Below are 15,301 nucleotides of genomic sequence, written 5' to 3'. Positions count from 1 at the left end.
CTCTTACTATGAATATATTATCTGCTTTGTAATAAACCATACTGGTAATTACCTAAGCACCCCTTATTTACCGCCCGATAGCATCCATTCCACCAACGTTTTACGATCTGCATCAGATAATTGCGCTTGCGGCGGCATTGGAATCGAACCCCAAACCCCAGCTCCACCGTTCTTGACCTTGGTCATCAGCTTATCTACAGCGCCACTTTGGTCTTTATATTTAGCGGAAATATCCGCGATTGATGGGCCAACTAGCTTTGCGTTTGGGGCATGACAGGCAGAGCAATTCTCATTTTTAAATAAGGCTGCCGCTCCCTTTGGTGCGCTGGAGTGAGTATCCTTAGCATGCGCTAAACCCTCTCCCAGTGCACCAGGTAGTTTTGCAATTGGTGGCTTGGTCGTATCAGCACCACGATAAGGGCCATACATACGATTTTGATCAGCGATGTTGCCATGAGCATCACGAGCAAAATCGGGCAAAGTAGAACCGATTTGAACAAATGCCACGCAATTATTCATGCAAGCAGAACCATTGACATCCGGTTTGTCTTTCACATTCCAGAATCCATGCTTTCTAGTCATGCCATTACGGTTAGGCATTTTCGCTTGTACTTCAGCAATATTAGTATTGCTGAGAACGAAATCATCAGGTACCACCTCGCCAATGCTCAGGATGAAGGCTACTAATGCATACGTATCGTCCGGAGTTAAGGACCTTGGAGCATTCCATGGCATTGCACGATAGATGTAATCCCATAAAGTAGAAACAGTGGGAACCTTCATTAAGGTGGTTCGCTGTGGCTGCTTCATATCCGCGAGAGAAGCCACTCTTCCAGTCTTAACATCATCCTTTGTAGTGCCGCCAGTAATTGGCGTAAAGATCTCATTAGATTCACCGAAAATACCGTGGCAACTAGCGCACTTGGCCTCCCAAATGGTCTGACCTTGCTCAACTGAACCAGATCCCTTTGGTAATCCTTTGAAATCAGGACGCACGTCGATATCCCATGCCGCTACTTCAGCGGGGGTGGCATTTCGGCCCACTCCAGGAAATTTGACAGCGCCCTGAGTACTTTGTGCATAAACAAAATTAGCAGCCAGTAATGCTGCGGACAACAGCCCTAAACGAGCAATCGATTTACCCAACTTGTACATTGCTCACCTCGCCGTTTGAATCTAATTTCCAAGACTGAATTGCGTTGTTGTGATAAATCGAACGTGTACCACGAACATTGCGCAACGTTTTAATTGAAGGCTGGATGTAACCTGTGTCATCAACCGCTCTAGATTGCAATATTGCAGGCGATCCATCCCAGACCCAATCAATATTGAAGCGGGTAATTGACTTAGTGAGCACCGGAGTCTCGAGACGCGCTTGACGCCAGTTATTGCCACCATCAAAAGAAACATCAACACGCCTAATCTTGCCGCGACCAGACCATGCCATACCGCTCACATTGTAGAAACCTTTGTCTAGCAATTGCTGGCCGCCAGATGGTGTAGTGATAACTGATTTGCATTCTTGAATAGATGCATACTGACGGTGAATACCATCTGGCATCAATTCAATGTAGTGAACCGCTTCGTCTTTAGAGTTCCAAGGCATGTCACCTACCTCAAGACGGCGCAACCATTTAACCCAACTAACACCTTGCACCCCAGGCACTACCAAGCGCAATGGGAAGCCGTTTTCTGGACGAAGCATCTCGCCATTCATACTCCAGGCGACAATAGTGTCTTCTAGGCAGCTTTCCAAATTAATGGTGCGAGTCATGCCAGAGCCATCACCACCTTCAGCAAGTAAGAACTTGCCTTTTTTCAGATCTGCCCCGCACTCTTCAAGCAATACTTTCAATGGTACGCCTGTGAATTCGCAGCAGGACAACATGCCGTGTGTATATTGCACTGTAGGGACAGCAACGTTGCCCCACTCTAAGCCGGTATTTGCACCGCACTCAATGAAATGTGTACGAGAAACTGAAGGCAAACGCATCAAGTCGTTCATCGTGAAGACGCGAGCATTTTTCACCATGCCATTGACCATTAGACGATGGGTTTCTGGGTTGAGGTTGTACCAACCTTGGTGATGGCGCTCAAAGTGCAAACCGTTTGGCGTAATTGTTCCAAATAAGCCTTGCAAAGGTGTAAAGGCAACCGATGCTGCTGATACACGTGTTAAGCCTGGTGACTCACGACGAATTAAATTAGCCTCATAGATAGATGGCACACCATAAGGCATGGTGGCAACGTTTTTACCAAGCGTTGTTTGCCATTCTTGTTTTTCTAAAATTGCTGGGTCGCCCTCGCCCGCAGCAAAGGCCAGTGGTGCAGCCAAGCTTGCTGCCGCTCCGCCAACTGCAGACATGAAGCCTTTGCGCAAGAAGCCACGGCGAGTTTCATCAAGACCATTGGCGTTAATGTCAGCAATTAACTCTTGAGAGATAAAGTGCTCTGGCGCTTTAACCAAGCGGGCTCTATTTGCCGGCTTTTCAACTGCCGAGATATCCTCGACACTTAATTCAATTTGCTTCTTAGTCATTTGACCTCTACTTGAAAAGTGATTTACTGCAAAACTTAATGAATACCTTCAGCAATCTTTGCGCAGACTGACTGACACATTTCTACAGTTGCATTGTCTGCAATTGAGTAATAAACCGTTACACCCTCTTTGCGTCTGAGTAATATTCCAGCTTTATGCAAAGCTAAAAGATGTCTTGAGACATTCGCCTGACTCGAGCCACACATTTCAACCACTTCAGAAACGGACTTTTCTCCACTGCAGATTGAATACATAATGCGCAGGCGTGCTGGCTCAGACAGTACATTGAAATAGGCGGCAACCTGAGAAAACACTTTTTCCATCTGTTTTGGAGATAAGTTTTTTGTTGCTTTTTGAACCCTAGATTTCACTTAAATCATCACCTTGTTATATATGCATGTATGCGCATAGATTGGACTCCTTAAGCGGCTAAATCGGTATAGTGAGTTACCCTATATTGCTAAGCAATACAATCAAACCGATGGACACAGACGCAATCCTTCTTTCGCTAAAACTAGCTCTATGGACCTTAGCCCTGATCATCCCTTTTGGGGTTTGGGTGGCCCATAGCCTGCTGAGCCTCAATAGAAGCAAGCCCTGGGTTGAGGCGGCCTTAGCTTTACCACTCGTTCTACCCCCAACCGTCTTGGGCTATTACCTACTGGTTGGCTTGGGCGGGAAGAGCTTCTTGGGGTTTCCATTGGTTTTTTCCTTTGCCGGCATTTTGATTGCATCTCTCATAGTCAACCTACCATTTGCAATACAGCCGATTCAGCGTGCTTTTGAAGCTATTAATCCAGAAATTCGCGAAGCTGCCCAAGTAAGCGGCCTATCCAATTGGCAAATCTTTCGTTTAATTGAGCTTCCACTGGCCTGGAGAGGCATTACCAGCGGAGCCGTTCTGACTTTTGCCCATACCCTGGGTGAGTTTGGCGTTGTCCTCATGGTCGGAGGCGCTATCCCAGGCGAAACTAAAACGGTATCTATTGCTATATACGATAAGGTACAAAGTTTTGATACTGCCGGCGCTGGGGCGCTTGCCTTGCTTCTTCTAGGAATTTCACTGATTGCAATCGCGCTCTCTTATGGTGTCTTTGGAAGAGGCGCCACCCTACAGAGCAAAGGGAGAGGCTAATGCTCAAACTCAAAATTAACCAAACCCTCCCCAATCCATTGCAAATCAACTTGGAGTGCGCTCCTGGTCAATTGCATGCACTTGTAGGACCGTCTGGTAGCGGCAAGACTAGCACCCTTAGAACTATCGCCGGACTGAGTCAAGCGAAGTTCGGAAAAATTGAGTGTGACGGAGAAACCTGGTTTGAAGCGAGTGAACTTTCAGGAGTAATTAAAAACCTAGCACCAGCACAACGCTCTTGCGGGTTCTTATTTCAACAGTACGCCCTATTTCCACATCTTTCCGCCGTTGAAAACGTCATCATCCCACTGCAAAATTCCACCCATGAAGTAAGTGAGCGCAAAGAAATTGCTCAAGATTGGTTAAATCGCATGGGAATAGCAGAACTTGCTCATCGTTTACCCAGCCAGCTTTCTGGCGGACAGCAGCAGCGCGTTGCGCTTGCAAGAGCTCTAGCCCGGCAGCCAAAGATTTTGTTACTAGATGAGCCCTTCTCCGCAGTAGATGCACCAACCCGTCAGAGTCTTTACAAAACCCTCGCAGATTTACGCAAGGACTTGAACATTCCCATTCTGTTGGTTACACATGACCTGCGTGAGGCCGATCTGCTTGCTGACCGCATTACGGTAATTGATAACGGCATTAGCCTGCAAACGGCTCCGCCACAAGTGTTATTCCAAAAACCCCGCAATTCACGCGTTGCTGAGTTAGTAGGCATCAGCAATATGTTTCATGGAATATTTAATGCAGGAAATCTCACCTGGGATGGATGTGAAAAAACTTTTACTGTGGCTGACAAAGGAAAGATTCCTTCAAACGCGCAAGTTGCTTGGGTGATTCCACAGGATGGATTAAGAATCAATAACACTCCAACCTCTGCCAGCATTCCAGCTACCACCGTAGAAATTAGCAGCCTAGGACAAATTGCTGTTGTGCAATTACAGATTCAGAATAGCTCGCACAAAATCGAGTGGGTAGCATCAGCATCTGAAGTGAAAAGACTGGGCATGGAAGTTGGCAGTCAAATGCATATTGAATTCGATGGAGATCAAATTCATATCATGCCCCTGCGCCCCATTAATGATCCTAGACGATTTGTAGATCACTAAGAACTGCCCAGAAGGGGTGCTTAAGCCTATGCACCCCTTTGGATTTATCTTATTGCGTAAGTTCTATTTGCCGCAAGTATTAATTCCCAATAGTGGATAGGCTGGGCAGAATCTAAATAGACCCGTTGCAAGAGGCACTACACCGATCCAGCCCCAGACACCAACAGTGCCAGTTGCAGCCAGACCAATTAATACCAATCCCACTACCATGCGTAACATACGATCAATACTGCCAACATTGCATTTCATATTAAAGCTCCTTTTAAATTATTTACTACAGTAATTCTGATAAAGCACTTTCATCACTTCCAAGGCAACATGTTTGGAATGCGAGTAATAAATTTGCTTGCCCTCTCTTCTGGTTTTTACCAACGCCTCTTTCCTTAAAACGGTTAACTGCTGCGATAAGGTTGGCTGCTGAATATCAAGGCATGCCTCCAACTCACCGACGCACTTCTCCCCTTGACTGATTTGACACAACAACATCATCCGATCCCGATTAGAAAGAACCTTCATCAAGCGACAGGCATCATCTGCTGATGACTGCATCTTTTGCAGGTTGATGTTGGTGACAGAAAGAGACATAGCACGCAACCTTAATTAAGAGGAACGCCTACTAATGGACGACCTTCAAGAGTCCAAAGATATAAAGAGCCGTCATACAACTTGGTTGATTTATTACCCACTAGCTCTGACAATACAAACCAACCGCCAGCTGCCAAATGACCGCTATTGCAATAACTAATAGCTGGTGATTTTGGATTAATGCCGTTTGCTGTCAACAATGCGTTATAGGTATTTTTATCCCAAAAATACAGCGCACCCTTTGAAGTTTTTGCCAACAACTCTGGGGCTAGTTCTTTTGCTCCGGCAATGTGTCCATAAGCACCTACATAGTCACGTTTACTTAAGCCAAAAAATTGCGCTGGTTGACGAGCGTCAATCAAATTCACCTTACCGCTTTTTGATGCAGAGGCTACTTGCTCTGAATTGGCAATCAACTCTTTGCGTTCAGCTTTTGCAGTCCAGTTTCCGCCGGTCTTGATTGAGGGGCTAACTACATAATCACGACCTTCAGCAAGCCAGCCTGCCATACCGCCATCTAAAACGGCAATATTGTCCTCCCCATAAACTTTGAACTGCCAATAGGCTCGTAAGGCTTCGTCCACATCGGAAATATCCAACCCAATTGGTACCAAAACGATAGGCTTTTCAGAGCTAATACCAACAGCTTGAATAATTTTTTCAAAATCTGCTTTTTCAGGAATCAAGTATTTAATCTTTTTCCCATCAATCATGCGATCGGCTCTAACCATTTTAAAGTCCAACAAGCTAGAGTCTGATATATGACCACCAACCTCTACTAGCATCTTTTTTCCAGTCTTTTTATCGACTTCAAACTCAGGGCTACGTACATAGCTAGCTACATCACCTCTTACCTCCAAAATTTGCACTTCAGATTGGTTTGCAGCAAGCCATTCAGCACTAACCACTGGCCCAGGCAATGTAATAGCCTGCACGAAACTTACCATGCTAGCCAAGACAAGAGCTACTGCCCATTGAATCTTTTTCATTTCTACCCCTTAAGAATTAACTGCCAATAAATTTTCTGAAAGACGACTTAGTAGATCAATCTTGCACTCCGTTAAAACATGATGCTTTCTAGAATTCAGCGTAATCTCACGATTGCCGTATTCGACATCTAGTAATCTAATTTTTTGATCGCGATCCACAATCAATTTTTCAATTTCTGCGCTAAATAATTGAATAAGTGCGCTAACCCAATTGCTTACGGGTGCCATACGACCCTTTACGACCATCTCAAATTCTTTTGCGAATTTAATGGTCGCCGCTGAATCAATCATTGTCTCGCCTGTGACCCACTCATTCGTTGTAAATAATCGGGTTGGCAAACCCTTTTGATCTAATGAAATACCAACAAGGTGATGAAAGCTCTCTGCATCCCGTTTAATTACATGAAAATGGCCATGCTCTCCATTGGGCATTTCATCAGCTGAATGCGCATGGTAATAAAACTCATAGCCACTATTCACATCAACCAAATCATTGCTCGGATAGTGTTGCCACTCAACAAAATCCCTAGCGCCGCCTAAAGCAGCTTCATTCAAAGTACGTCTGGATTTTGCGTACTGCATTTGAATGTTTGCCAACTTCTGCGCTGCTAACCAGAGATTAGATTGGGCGAGCATTTAAAAGTTACTCCGCTGCCTTACGCTTCTTTGGGCCGCAAGGATTTGAAGGGCCACAAGGGTTGGTTGCTTTTTTCTTTGCTGGACCACAAGGATTGGAGGCTTCTTTTTTAGGGCCACAAGGATTTTTTTGCTCTGCACTTGTTGGATTCGCAGGCGCATCAGCTGAAAGTGCAAGTGGAGCCGCCGATAAACCTGCTAAGGCAAGTGCCAATGCAGCTACAGTAGATTTTTTCGACATATATTTCCTTTTTATGATTAAGCTTGAGAACTAACGGGGCCTTTGGATTTCTTTTCCATCCAAGAGCCCAAGACAAAAACACCAACGGCCGCGACAATCATTCCGATATCAATCGACCAATCTGAGATATTGAAAGCATCTGGCAATGAATCCGCTTTAGCGAATTCACCTAAAGTAGTTAAGACCTCTATCTCTGGGTAAATAACAGCAAAAACTACGGTGCCTAAAAGCAGGCCAAGCAAAAAGATTGCTGCGTCAATGCGACCAGACATTAAGCCAACTACTGATGTTCCAGGGCAATACCCACCAATTGCGAAGCCAGCACCAACAAGCGCTCCACCCAATGCAGCTGCGCCCAAGAATGCTGGAGGCACAAACAAACTACCAGCGTCCACCAACCCAGCCTTTTCTAAAACCATGAGCCCAACTGCAGCAAACACAATAGCGGTGAACATGACCTTAAACACAGACCAATCTGTTAGTCGAAATTGGCCAGTTAATTTATTAGGATTGCCAAAACCCGCGCGCTCCAAAACAAAACCAAAGGCTGCACCCAAAAGAAGTCCTGAAAGAATTTCGCTCATCTTATTTCTCCTCTTTCAAGAAGCGGCTTACTAATAAACCCACCGCAAAGAATGTACCAAGGAAAGCAAATCCAGCCAAACTGAGTACCGCGGCGCCAGACAATCCAAGACCACTGGTGCAACCCGCAGCAACACGTGCTCCAAAACCTGCCAAGATACCGCCAAACAATGCCGTCATCGGACGCTTAGCGCCACCGAGAAACTTCTTGCCGTCCATCTGAATGTGAATTCTCTTTGCTAGGAATGCAGACAACAATGCGCCTAAAGCCACGCCGATCACCTGCCAGGTAATCCAAGCATTTAAAGGCTTGCCTTCTTCCACCATTCCACCCAAATAGTCATTTGCATTAGTAGCAGCTGGTACAACATACATTCCAACCCACGCAGTCAAACGGGTAGTAAATCCTGTCGCCCCAAGCCCATGACCTGTGATTACAAAAGTTGTCAATAGAACCATTCCAAGCAGGATGCCTGCTAGCAATGGGCTCATATACGACGCTGGTTTAGCCTGCCCTGCTTTATTCACCATCTTTACTGACCTCATTTAAGGTTTAAATAATATATACATTTATATATTATCAATTTAAATTGCAATGTCAATAGGTATAAGCAAACAAGTCAGCAGAATTTGATCTAAATCATGAATGAATGGATCTAGTATGTTGAATGGCTCTTCATGCAGGGATTAGGCAATAAAAAGGGAGCCGTGGCCCCCTTCTATATTCAGAGCTTAAGTTAATAAGATTAGAACTCACCTTTTACGGTTGTTAATCCCAATGCATCCCAATCCAACATGCCGCCACGATAGTAATAAATCTTCGTTGCTGGGAAGCCGTCGCGTGTCATCGCTGACATTGCCATAGGGCTTTGCGGGCAAACAGGGCCGTTACAGAAAGCATAAACCTTCTTGGCTTTAGAGCAATCCCATTTGGTTGAACCAGCAGCAGGTTTTTTGCAACCCAACTCATCCATACGCATCGCTACTTCGGTGTACGGTATACCGACTGAGCCTGGAATTGTTCCTTTAACGCGGTCATCAACCACTCGCATATCAACCACGATTGAGTCTTTATCATTCAGTGCATTCAATACGTCAATCTCATCAACTGGCACAACACCCTTGATTGGAATCAATGGTTGCAGCCAGCCCTTATTCTTGGCACAGGGCGTCATCACACGAGTGATTTCTACCGGACCTTTTGGGGTGTTAACGACAAATTTGGTAGATTTATCAATAATCTGCAGTAGCTCAGGACTTGCAGGTGCAGCGGATTGTGCTGATACGAGGCCTGAAAACAACATCAGACCAAGAAAAATAAACTTTTTCATAAAACCCTCTATGTAATATTTTGTCGTAAAACAGTGATTTAAATGCTTATATACGTATTTATGCATATTCAGGTAGTGTGAGCCCAAGATTGACTAAACTTAATACTGAGAAACCCCTATTGTTGGCGGTGTTATCCCCTTTAATATCCCCTATAGCTAGTTATTAAAGCTTTTTACCTACCTGAACACTGGAGTCTTTATGAAAAATAGTCGTCGTCAATTTATGATTTTGTCTGCTGCTGGTGCCTGTACTTTGGCATTGAATGGCAATGTTCAAGCTCAAGCAATGGTTACTGAGACTGACCCACAAGCTGCCGCTTTGGGATACAAGGCAGTTGCAACTGCTGTAGATAAAGCTAAGTATCCTAAATATGCCACCGGTCAAGAGTGCGATAACTGCGCTTTGTTCCAAGGTAAAGTGGGCGATGCAACTGGCGGCTGCTCTTTATTTGGCACTAAGAAAGTTGCTGGCAAAGGCTGGTGCTCTGCTTACGCTAAGAAGGCTTAATTAAATATTTAGTTAAGCACTAAGGTAAAAAAGACTGCTACGGCAGTCTTTTTTATTTCTCCTTACCTATCTTCTTCTATTAGCTTTAAGACCCTGCTTGAGAAAAGCTTTTAAGCTTTTCCATATTCGGAATCTGAATACTTAATCTGCTAATGTTGGAAATCAGCCCCTGCTCGGCCATAGAAGCAAGCGCTCGACTAATAGTCTCAAACTTCACATCCATCATTAAGCCCATATCCTCGCGCTTAAAGAGCGGTGCAACTGCCATCTCCCCCGATACTTTTGCCACCCTGAGAAAAAAGCGGGCTAAGCGCACTTCAATTCGGCCGGTATTGATTTCAGAAAACCAAGATTCAGATTGAGCTAAAGCCTCACCCCATTTTTTTACTATCTGGCGGTGTAAACGTGGCGACTCTTCGCCCAGGCTGGAGATGATTGCTTTTGGAATGCGGCATAAATGAACGTTCGACAAAGCGCTAGCGGAATGTGCATAGCGCTCCTCTAACAAGGCTTCCATACCAAATAGATCTCCAGGCATAACTAATCGTACGATTCTGCTGGAGCCATCAGAGTTAATGTGCAATAACTTAATATACCCTTCGCGCAATGTATACAGATACTCCGAAGAATCACCCTGTGTATAGATACCTGCATTGGCTTCAAAGCGCAGATCATCAATAGGCGAATGAATTTTGGAAAAATCTTCCTCATTCAACTCGGCGAATAAGGCAGAACTTCGAATGGAACATACACTGCAATCGCTGTTACCCTGCCATGCACTTTTAATTTCAATGATCTTCATAGGAGAAAACTCATTTTTGAGCAACTAAACCCAAAATTGCAGACATACCAGTGTGTCTTGGTCCTTCAGAGAGCCCTTTCTCATAACTTACTAGCTCAAGAATCTGAAACTCTTTAGCGAGATCCCGAATTAACGCTTCTGTATAGAGATGCTCTATTAAAGATGGTCCACCAGTTTTATATTCAAGCTGTTTGGGTGTATAGCCCTGCAGAATAAAGATGCCACCTGGCTTGAGTGCTTGATATGTTTGCCTAAAGATACGCTCACGCATTGCGGGGTCAGCAAACTGGATAAAAATACCAATCACTGCATCATAAGAATTTGCTTGCCAAGCAAAGCTATCAGTATCTGAAAATGAATATTCAACATTGACATGATTATCTTTAGCAAACTGTTTTGCTTTGGCTAGCGCGATATCGGACGCATCAAAGGCAATGACTTGCATTCCTTGTTTAGCAAGCCAGACACCGTTACGCCCTTCGCCATCAGCGATACATAGCACCTTGTTCTTGGGCTTTAGGTATTGATTTGTTTTCTCAACCAAATACTCATTCGGCTCTTTACCAAAGATGAACTCCTCTTTATCAAAGCGCTCATTCCAGAACTGAGTTGCATCAGCAAAGCTCATGTTTTTAATCTTTTGATGAAGGGGTGAGGCTTATTTCTTGAGCCCGCCAACCAAATCGCTTTTGAGATCATTGATATTCTCGAGTCCAACTGCAATACGTACTAAACCATCAGTAATGCCGGCAGCTTTTCTGGCTTCAGGTGTTACGCGGCAATGTGTTGTAGTGGCTGGGTGCGTAATAGTTGTGCGAGTGTCACCCAAGTTTGCAGTAATTGAGCAAAGCTTGGTTTGATTAATGAGCTTGAAGGCAGCCTTCTTACCGCCCTTAAGCGTGAAAGACAGGATTGCCCCGCCCTCTTTTTGCTGGCGCATTGCCAAGGCATGCTGAGGATGAGACTTCAAACCTGGATGGTAAACACGTTCGACTCCAGGCTGCTTCTCAAGCCATTGAGCCAAAGCCAGCGCATTATGACTCTGCTGCTTCATGCGAAGCTCTAAAGTCTCTAAGCCTTTTAGGAATACCCAAGCATTAAATGCAGAAAGGGTTGGTCCTGCAGTGCGCACATATGGGAATAACTTACCCATGATGAAATCTTTACTACCCACAATGGCTCCACCAACAACTCGACCCTGACCATCTAAGTACTTAGTTGCCGAATGAATCACGACATCAGCACCGAGCGCCAATGGTTTTTGCAATGCTGGAGTACAGAAGCAGTTGTCAACAGCAAATAAGGCGCCTGCCTTCTTTGCTATCTTTGCAATAGCTTTGATATCAGCAATCTCAGTCAAAGGATTAGAAGGAGTTTCTAAGTAAAAGAGTTTAGTGTTTGGTTGGACAGCGGTCTGCCACGACTTGGTATCAGCCAAATCAACGTATGTTGTTGTAATGCCAAAGCGACCCAAAATATTGGTGAACAACTGAATCGTTGCACCAAATACCGAGCGAGAACATACAACGTGGTCCCCTGCCTGCAAATGCGCCATCGCCATCGTCATGATGGCAGCCATGCCAGATGACGTTGCAATACAAGCCTCGCCACCCTCTAGTGCAGCCAAGCGATCCTGGAACATGCTCACAGTTGGGTTGGTAAAACGAGAATAGATAAAGCCTTGGTCAGCATGTGCAAAACCATCGGCAGCTAACTCGGCGCTATCAAAACAAAAACTGGAGGTTAGGAACATCGCTTCTGAGTGCTCTTGATACTCAGCCGTACGACGAGTGCCAGCGCGAACAGCCAAGGTCTCTAGCGCTAACTTAGAAAAATCTGGTTTTTGACGGGTAGTTTTGCTCTTCATGCTGCTATTTTGACACCGAATTGGGGATTTGCCTCGAGTGAGGCAAATACCTGTCGCTTTTTAGTCTTCGGTAGCCAAATGCAGATGGAGCTGCGAGCGAGCAAAGTCGCTCGAATCCTTCTGACGATCTGCTTTAGCAGCCGAGGTATTTCTAGCGGCCTCCAAAGCATCTAGATATGACTCGGTGATGTCGCCAGTGATGTAATTCCCATCAAAGCAAGAAGCTTCAAACTGCTTAATATCCGGATTAACGTCTCTGACCGCCTGCTTCATATCTTCAATGCTTTGATAGATGAGTTGATCAGCGCCAATCATCTTGTTGATTTCTTCATCGGTACGGCCGTAAGCAACCAATTCACTACGGGTTGGCATATCAATACCATATACGTTCGGGAAGCGCACTGGTGGCGCAGCGGATGCAAAGATCACTTTCTTAGCACCAGATTCACGAGCCATCTGAACAATCTCAAAAGAGGTTGTGCCACGAACAATGGAGTCATCCACAATTAAGACAGTCTTGTCTTTGAACTCAATACGCATGGCATTCAGTTTTTGACGAACCGACTTCTTGCGAACAGCCTGACCAGGCATGATGAAGGTACGGCCAATGTAACGATTCTTAAAGAAGCCTTCACGGTAATCCACACCAAGGTTTTTTGCCACTTGCATAGCAGCTGGACGACTAGAGTCTGGAATCGGCATCACAACATCGATCTCAGAGACATCAGTCTCCTTGCGAATCTTCTCAGCTAAATAATCACCCATGCGCATACGCACGTTGTAGACAGTAACGCCATCAATCGTAGAGTCTGGTCTTGCCATGTAGACGTATTCAAAAATGCATGGTGTTAACACTGCATTAGGAACGCATTGGCGTGAATAGAAATTACCATCTAAGTCGATATAGATTGCCTCGCCTGGATTGACGTCGCGGACAAAGGTAAAGCCTAAGCCTTCTAGCGCCACAGACTCTGATGCAATCATCCACTCAGGACCTTGAGGAGTATCAATTCGCCCAATACACAGTGGACGAATACCGTACTGGTCACGGAAAGCCAATAAGCCATAACCTGCAATCAAAGAAACTACGGCGTAAGAACCTTTAACGCGATTAGTTACCCCAGTCACCGCATTAAACATCGCGCCCTCATCGAGAGCTGCGCTATTGGTTTCTTTTTGCAGTTCATCAGCCAAAACGTTGAGCAATACTTCAGTATCAGAACTGGTATTGATGTGACGACGGTCGCGATAAGCCATCTCAACGCGTAGACTAGGTGCATTAGTGAGATTACCGTTGTGCGCCAAGATAATGCCGTATGGTGCACTTACATAAAACGGTTGAGCCTCTTCTTCGCTACTAGCAGACCCAGCGGTTGGATAACGTACTTGACCAATACCAGCACTTCCTACCAAGCTACGCATATTGCGCGTTCTAAAGACGTCTCTGACTAAGCCGTTGGCTTTATGCATCGTGAACGAATTACCGTTCATCGTCGCAATGCCTGCAGCATCTTGACCGCGATGTTGCAAAAGCAACAAAGCATCATAGAGAAGTTGATTTACTGGTGAGTGGGAAACAGTTCCGACGACGCCGCACATATCTCTAGATTCCTATTGTTATTTTAGGAGTAATGGTAGGGGTAACTTTAGGCATAGCTTCACCCAATTGCTTTGCCCAGTCGGCAGGAAGCCAACCTTTAATTAAACCGGTTGCCATATCAATTGCTGGTCTGGTAATGGCATTTTTCCAGGCCATACTTTGCGGAATGGGTGTGAGTGCAGCCAAGGTAGCTAGCACCACCACGATTAAGCCGCCACGAATCACGCCAAATACCAAACCCAAGAATCGGTCAGTCAAACTGAGGCCTACTGACAAAATAATTCTTTGCACTACTCCACCAAACAAACCGCAAATGATGAGAGTCAATATGAACAGAATGAGGAAGCTGATACCTAAACTGAGTAGCTCATCCAGATGAAAAGTTGATAACCACTCGGTGGAGAGGTAATTGCTGTAGTGATAAGCAACCCAAGCAGCTGCAAACCAAGAGGCCAAAGCAAGCACCTCTTTAAACAAACCACGTGAGATGCCAACTAGAGCTGATACCAAAAGCACAACTAGGGTGAAGTAATCCACCGATGTTAGCTTGAGGGTGGATAAGTATTCCATTACTGCTTACCGGATTCGACGAGTCTTGGTGAAAGACCCATCGCCTTAATTTTCTTTTCCGCCGCTTCCGCAGCATCTTTATCGGTGTATGGCCCTGCGCGCAGAACATACAACTTGGCTCCATCAGTACCCGTCTTATTCAAGACGTAGTTCGGAATCTTTTGATCTTTCAGTTTTGCAATCCAACCTTTAGCACGCTCTTCCGATGCAAAGGCGCCAATCTGAATAACATACTTACCTGAACCATTTGTAACGGCAGGTTTAGCCGTATCTTCTGCATTGGGCTTAGCGTCAGGTTTAGGACTAGCGGTAGCAACTACTTCCTCACCCGCTGCCAAACCTAATGTGCCAGCTTTGTTTACCGCAGGAGCAGCTGGCTTTGTTTCGGATTTAGCTTCAGGCTTTGCTTCAGGGGTAGCGGCAACTTTAGGGGCTTCTTTTGCAGGCTCTGTAATTGCTTCAGCCTTAGGTTTTTCTTCAGGCTTCGTTTCTGGTTTTGTTTCGGTGCCCGGGATAGGCAAGCTCGTCACAATATTGACGGCGATATCGTTATGCGCTGTCTTAGGCTTACTATCCAAAATACGTGGCAATCCTACAACGGCAATCAACACTAACACCGCAGCACCAATCAGACGATGGCGTGCTCTTTGTTGTTCTGGATCTTCTGTAAGGGCAAGTTCTTCAGCTTCGGCAGCGCGTTGGAAACTGCGTGGCGCCGCTCTTTTGGCGGTGCGACCACCCCTTGAATCAAATTCAAGGTCATCAGACTGGGTTTTTCGCTTAAAAAAGCTTGGTAAACGAATCATG

20 protein-coding genes are annotated in these 15,301 nt (G+C 45.3%); 3 read left to right on the top strand and 17 right to left on the bottom strand.

The genetic code is table 11. From position 1 onward, the window contains the following. Nucleotides 1-63: 63 nt before the first annotated feature. The 3 genes from AOC20_RS03885 to AOC20_RS03875 are packed head-to-tail and all read right to left on the bottom strand — an operon-like array spanning nt 64 to nt 2,910. Nucleotides 64-1,155, bottom strand: a complete 1,092-nt coding sequence (locus AOC20_RS03885; protein ID WP_215361664.1) for a c-type cytochrome — start codon at nt 1,153-1,155, stop codon at nt 64-66. Next, on the bottom strand, nt 1,139-2,539 hold the full coding sequence (soxC, locus tag AOC20_RS03880; protein ID WP_215361662.1) for a sulfite dehydrogenase: 1,401 nt from the start codon (nt 2,537-2,539) through the stop codon (nt 1,139-1,141). The genes AOC20_RS03885 and soxC overlap by 17 nt, the downstream gene beginning before the upstream one ends. 35 nt (nt 2,540-2,574) lie before the next feature. Further along, complete coding sequence (locus AOC20_RS03875; protein ID WP_215361659.1) at nt 2,575-2,910, bottom strand: ArsR/SmtB family transcription factor; 336 nt, start codon at nt 2,908-2,910, stop codon at nt 2,575-2,577. Between the two features lie 110 nt (nt 2,911-3,020). Between AOC20_RS03875 and modB the strand changes: the two genes are divergently transcribed. Further along, nucleotides 3,021-3,674, top strand: a complete 654-nt coding sequence (modB, locus tag AOC20_RS03870) for a molybdate ABC transporter permease subunit (RefSeq protein ID WP_215361657.1) — start codon at nt 3,021-3,023, stop codon at nt 3,672-3,674. Continuing rightward, nucleotides 3,674-4,783: an ABC transporter ATP-binding protein gene (locus AOC20_RS03865; RefSeq protein ID WP_215361655.1), complete on the top strand. Its 1,110-nt coding sequence runs from the start codon at nt 3,674-3,676 to the stop codon at nt 4,781-4,783. The genes modB and AOC20_RS03865 overlap by 1 nt, the downstream gene beginning before the upstream one ends. Before the next feature lie 63 nt (nt 4,784-4,846). Here AOC20_RS03865 and AOC20_RS03860 read toward each other — a convergent pair whose 3' ends face one another. From AOC20_RS03860 to AOC20_RS03825, 8 genes are all read right to left on the bottom strand, one after another. After that, a complete protein-coding gene (locus tag AOC20_RS03860; RefSeq protein ID WP_215361653.1) occupies nt 4,847-5,032 on the bottom strand; it encodes a YgaP family membrane protein in 186 nt (61 codons plus the stop codon). Between the two features lie 18 nt (nt 5,033-5,050). Continuing rightward, nucleotides 5,051-5,368 carry an ArsR/SmtB family transcription factor gene (locus tag AOC20_RS03855; protein WP_215361651.1) on the bottom strand — a complete coding sequence of 106 codons (318 nt, stop codon included), beginning with the start codon at nt 5,366-5,368 and terminating at the stop codon, nt 5,051-5,053. Between the two features lie 11 nt (nt 5,369-5,379). Further along, the gene (locus AOC20_RS03850) at nt 5,380-6,357 is read right to left on the bottom strand and encodes a sulfurtransferase (RefSeq protein WP_215361649.1); all 978 of its coding nucleotides are present in this window, start codon (nt 6,355-6,357) and stop codon (nt 5,380-5,382) included. Between the two features lie 9 nt (nt 6,358-6,366). Further along, the gene (locus tag AOC20_RS03845; protein WP_215361647.1) at nt 6,367-6,993 is read right to left on the bottom strand and encodes a DUF6969 family protein; all 627 of its coding nucleotides are present in this window, start codon (nt 6,991-6,993) and stop codon (nt 6,367-6,369) included. A 7-nt stretch (nt 6,994-7,000) separates the two neighbouring features. Then, a complete protein-coding gene (locus AOC20_RS03840) occupies nt 7,001-7,234 on the bottom strand; it encodes a hypothetical protein (RefSeq protein ID WP_215361645.1) in 234 nt (77 codons plus the stop codon). Nucleotides 7,235-7,251: 17 nt separating this feature from the next. Continuing rightward, the gene (locus tag AOC20_RS03835; protein WP_215361642.1) at nt 7,252-7,818 is read right to left on the bottom strand and encodes a DUF6691 family protein; all 567 of its coding nucleotides are present in this window, start codon (nt 7,816-7,818) and stop codon (nt 7,252-7,254) included. A gap of 1 nt (nt 7,819) precedes the next feature. Continuing rightward, on the bottom strand, nt 7,820-8,362 hold the full coding sequence (locus AOC20_RS03830) for a YeeE/YedE thiosulfate transporter family protein (RefSeq protein ID WP_251373153.1): 543 nt from the start codon (nt 8,360-8,362) through the stop codon (nt 7,820-7,822). A 200-nt stretch (nt 8,363-8,562) separates the two neighbouring features. Further along, entirely contained in the window at nt 8,563-9,147 is a 585-nt protein-coding gene (locus tag AOC20_RS03825; RefSeq protein WP_215361640.1) for a rhodanese-like domain-containing protein, read from the bottom strand. A 199-nt stretch (nt 9,148-9,346) separates the two neighbouring features. On the opposite strand from AOC20_RS03825, the gene AOC20_RS03820 reads away from it, so the two are divergent. Continuing rightward, complete coding sequence (locus tag AOC20_RS03820) at nt 9,347-9,655, top strand: high-potential iron-sulfur protein (RefSeq protein WP_215361638.1); 309 nt, start codon at nt 9,347-9,349, stop codon at nt 9,653-9,655. Nucleotides 9,656-9,740: 85 nt separating this feature from the next. Here the strand turns inward: AOC20_RS03820 and AOC20_RS03815 are convergent, their stop codons facing one another. Genes AOC20_RS03815 through AOC20_RS03790 form a run of 6 tightly spaced genes read right to left on the bottom strand, consistent with a single transcriptional unit; the run spans nt 9,741 to nt 15,300 of the window. After that, entirely contained in the window at nt 9,741-10,457 is a 717-nt protein-coding gene (locus AOC20_RS03815) for a Crp/Fnr family transcriptional regulator (RefSeq protein WP_215361636.1), read from the bottom strand. A 10-nt stretch (nt 10,458-10,467) separates the two neighbouring features. Next, entirely contained in the window at nt 10,468-11,085 is a 618-nt protein-coding gene (locus tag AOC20_RS03810) for a class I SAM-dependent methyltransferase (RefSeq protein ID WP_215361634.1), read from the bottom strand. Between the two features lie 30 nt (nt 11,086-11,115). After that, nucleotides 11,116-12,324 carry an O-succinylhomoserine sulfhydrylase gene (locus tag AOC20_RS03805; RefSeq protein ID WP_215361632.1) on the bottom strand — a complete coding sequence of 403 codons (1,209 nt, stop codon included), beginning with the start codon at nt 12,322-12,324 and terminating at the stop codon, nt 11,116-11,118. Between the two features lie 60 nt (nt 12,325-12,384). Beyond that, nucleotides 12,385-13,923, bottom strand: coding sequence for an amidophosphoribosyltransferase (gene purF, locus AOC20_RS03800; protein WP_215361629.1), 1,539 nt, complete (start codon nt 13,921-13,923; stop codon nt 12,385-12,387). Between the two features lie 4 nt (nt 13,924-13,927). After that, nucleotides 13,928-14,494 carry a CvpA family protein gene (locus AOC20_RS03795; RefSeq protein ID WP_215361627.1) on the bottom strand — a complete coding sequence of 189 codons (567 nt, stop codon included), beginning with the start codon at nt 14,492-14,494 and terminating at the stop codon, nt 13,928-13,930. Further along, nucleotides 14,494-15,300 (bottom strand): SPOR domain-containing protein, encoded by an 807-nt coding sequence (locus AOC20_RS03790; RefSeq protein ID WP_215361625.1) that lies wholly within the window; start codon nt 15,298-15,300, stop codon nt 14,494-14,496. Before AOC20_RS03790 ends, AOC20_RS03795 begins: the two co-directional genes overlap by 1 nt. Between the last annotated feature and the right edge of the window lies 1 nt (nt 15,301).

Origin of the sequence: Polynucleobacter ibericus (assembly GCF_018687955.1) — a bacterium.
Classification (GTDB): domain Bacteria; phylum Pseudomonadota; class Gammaproteobacteria; order Burkholderiales; family Burkholderiaceae; genus Polynucleobacter; species Polynucleobacter ibericus.
The sequence above is the reverse complement of the archived record's forward strand: the minus strand, read 5'-3'. Positions and strand labels throughout refer to the sequence as shown.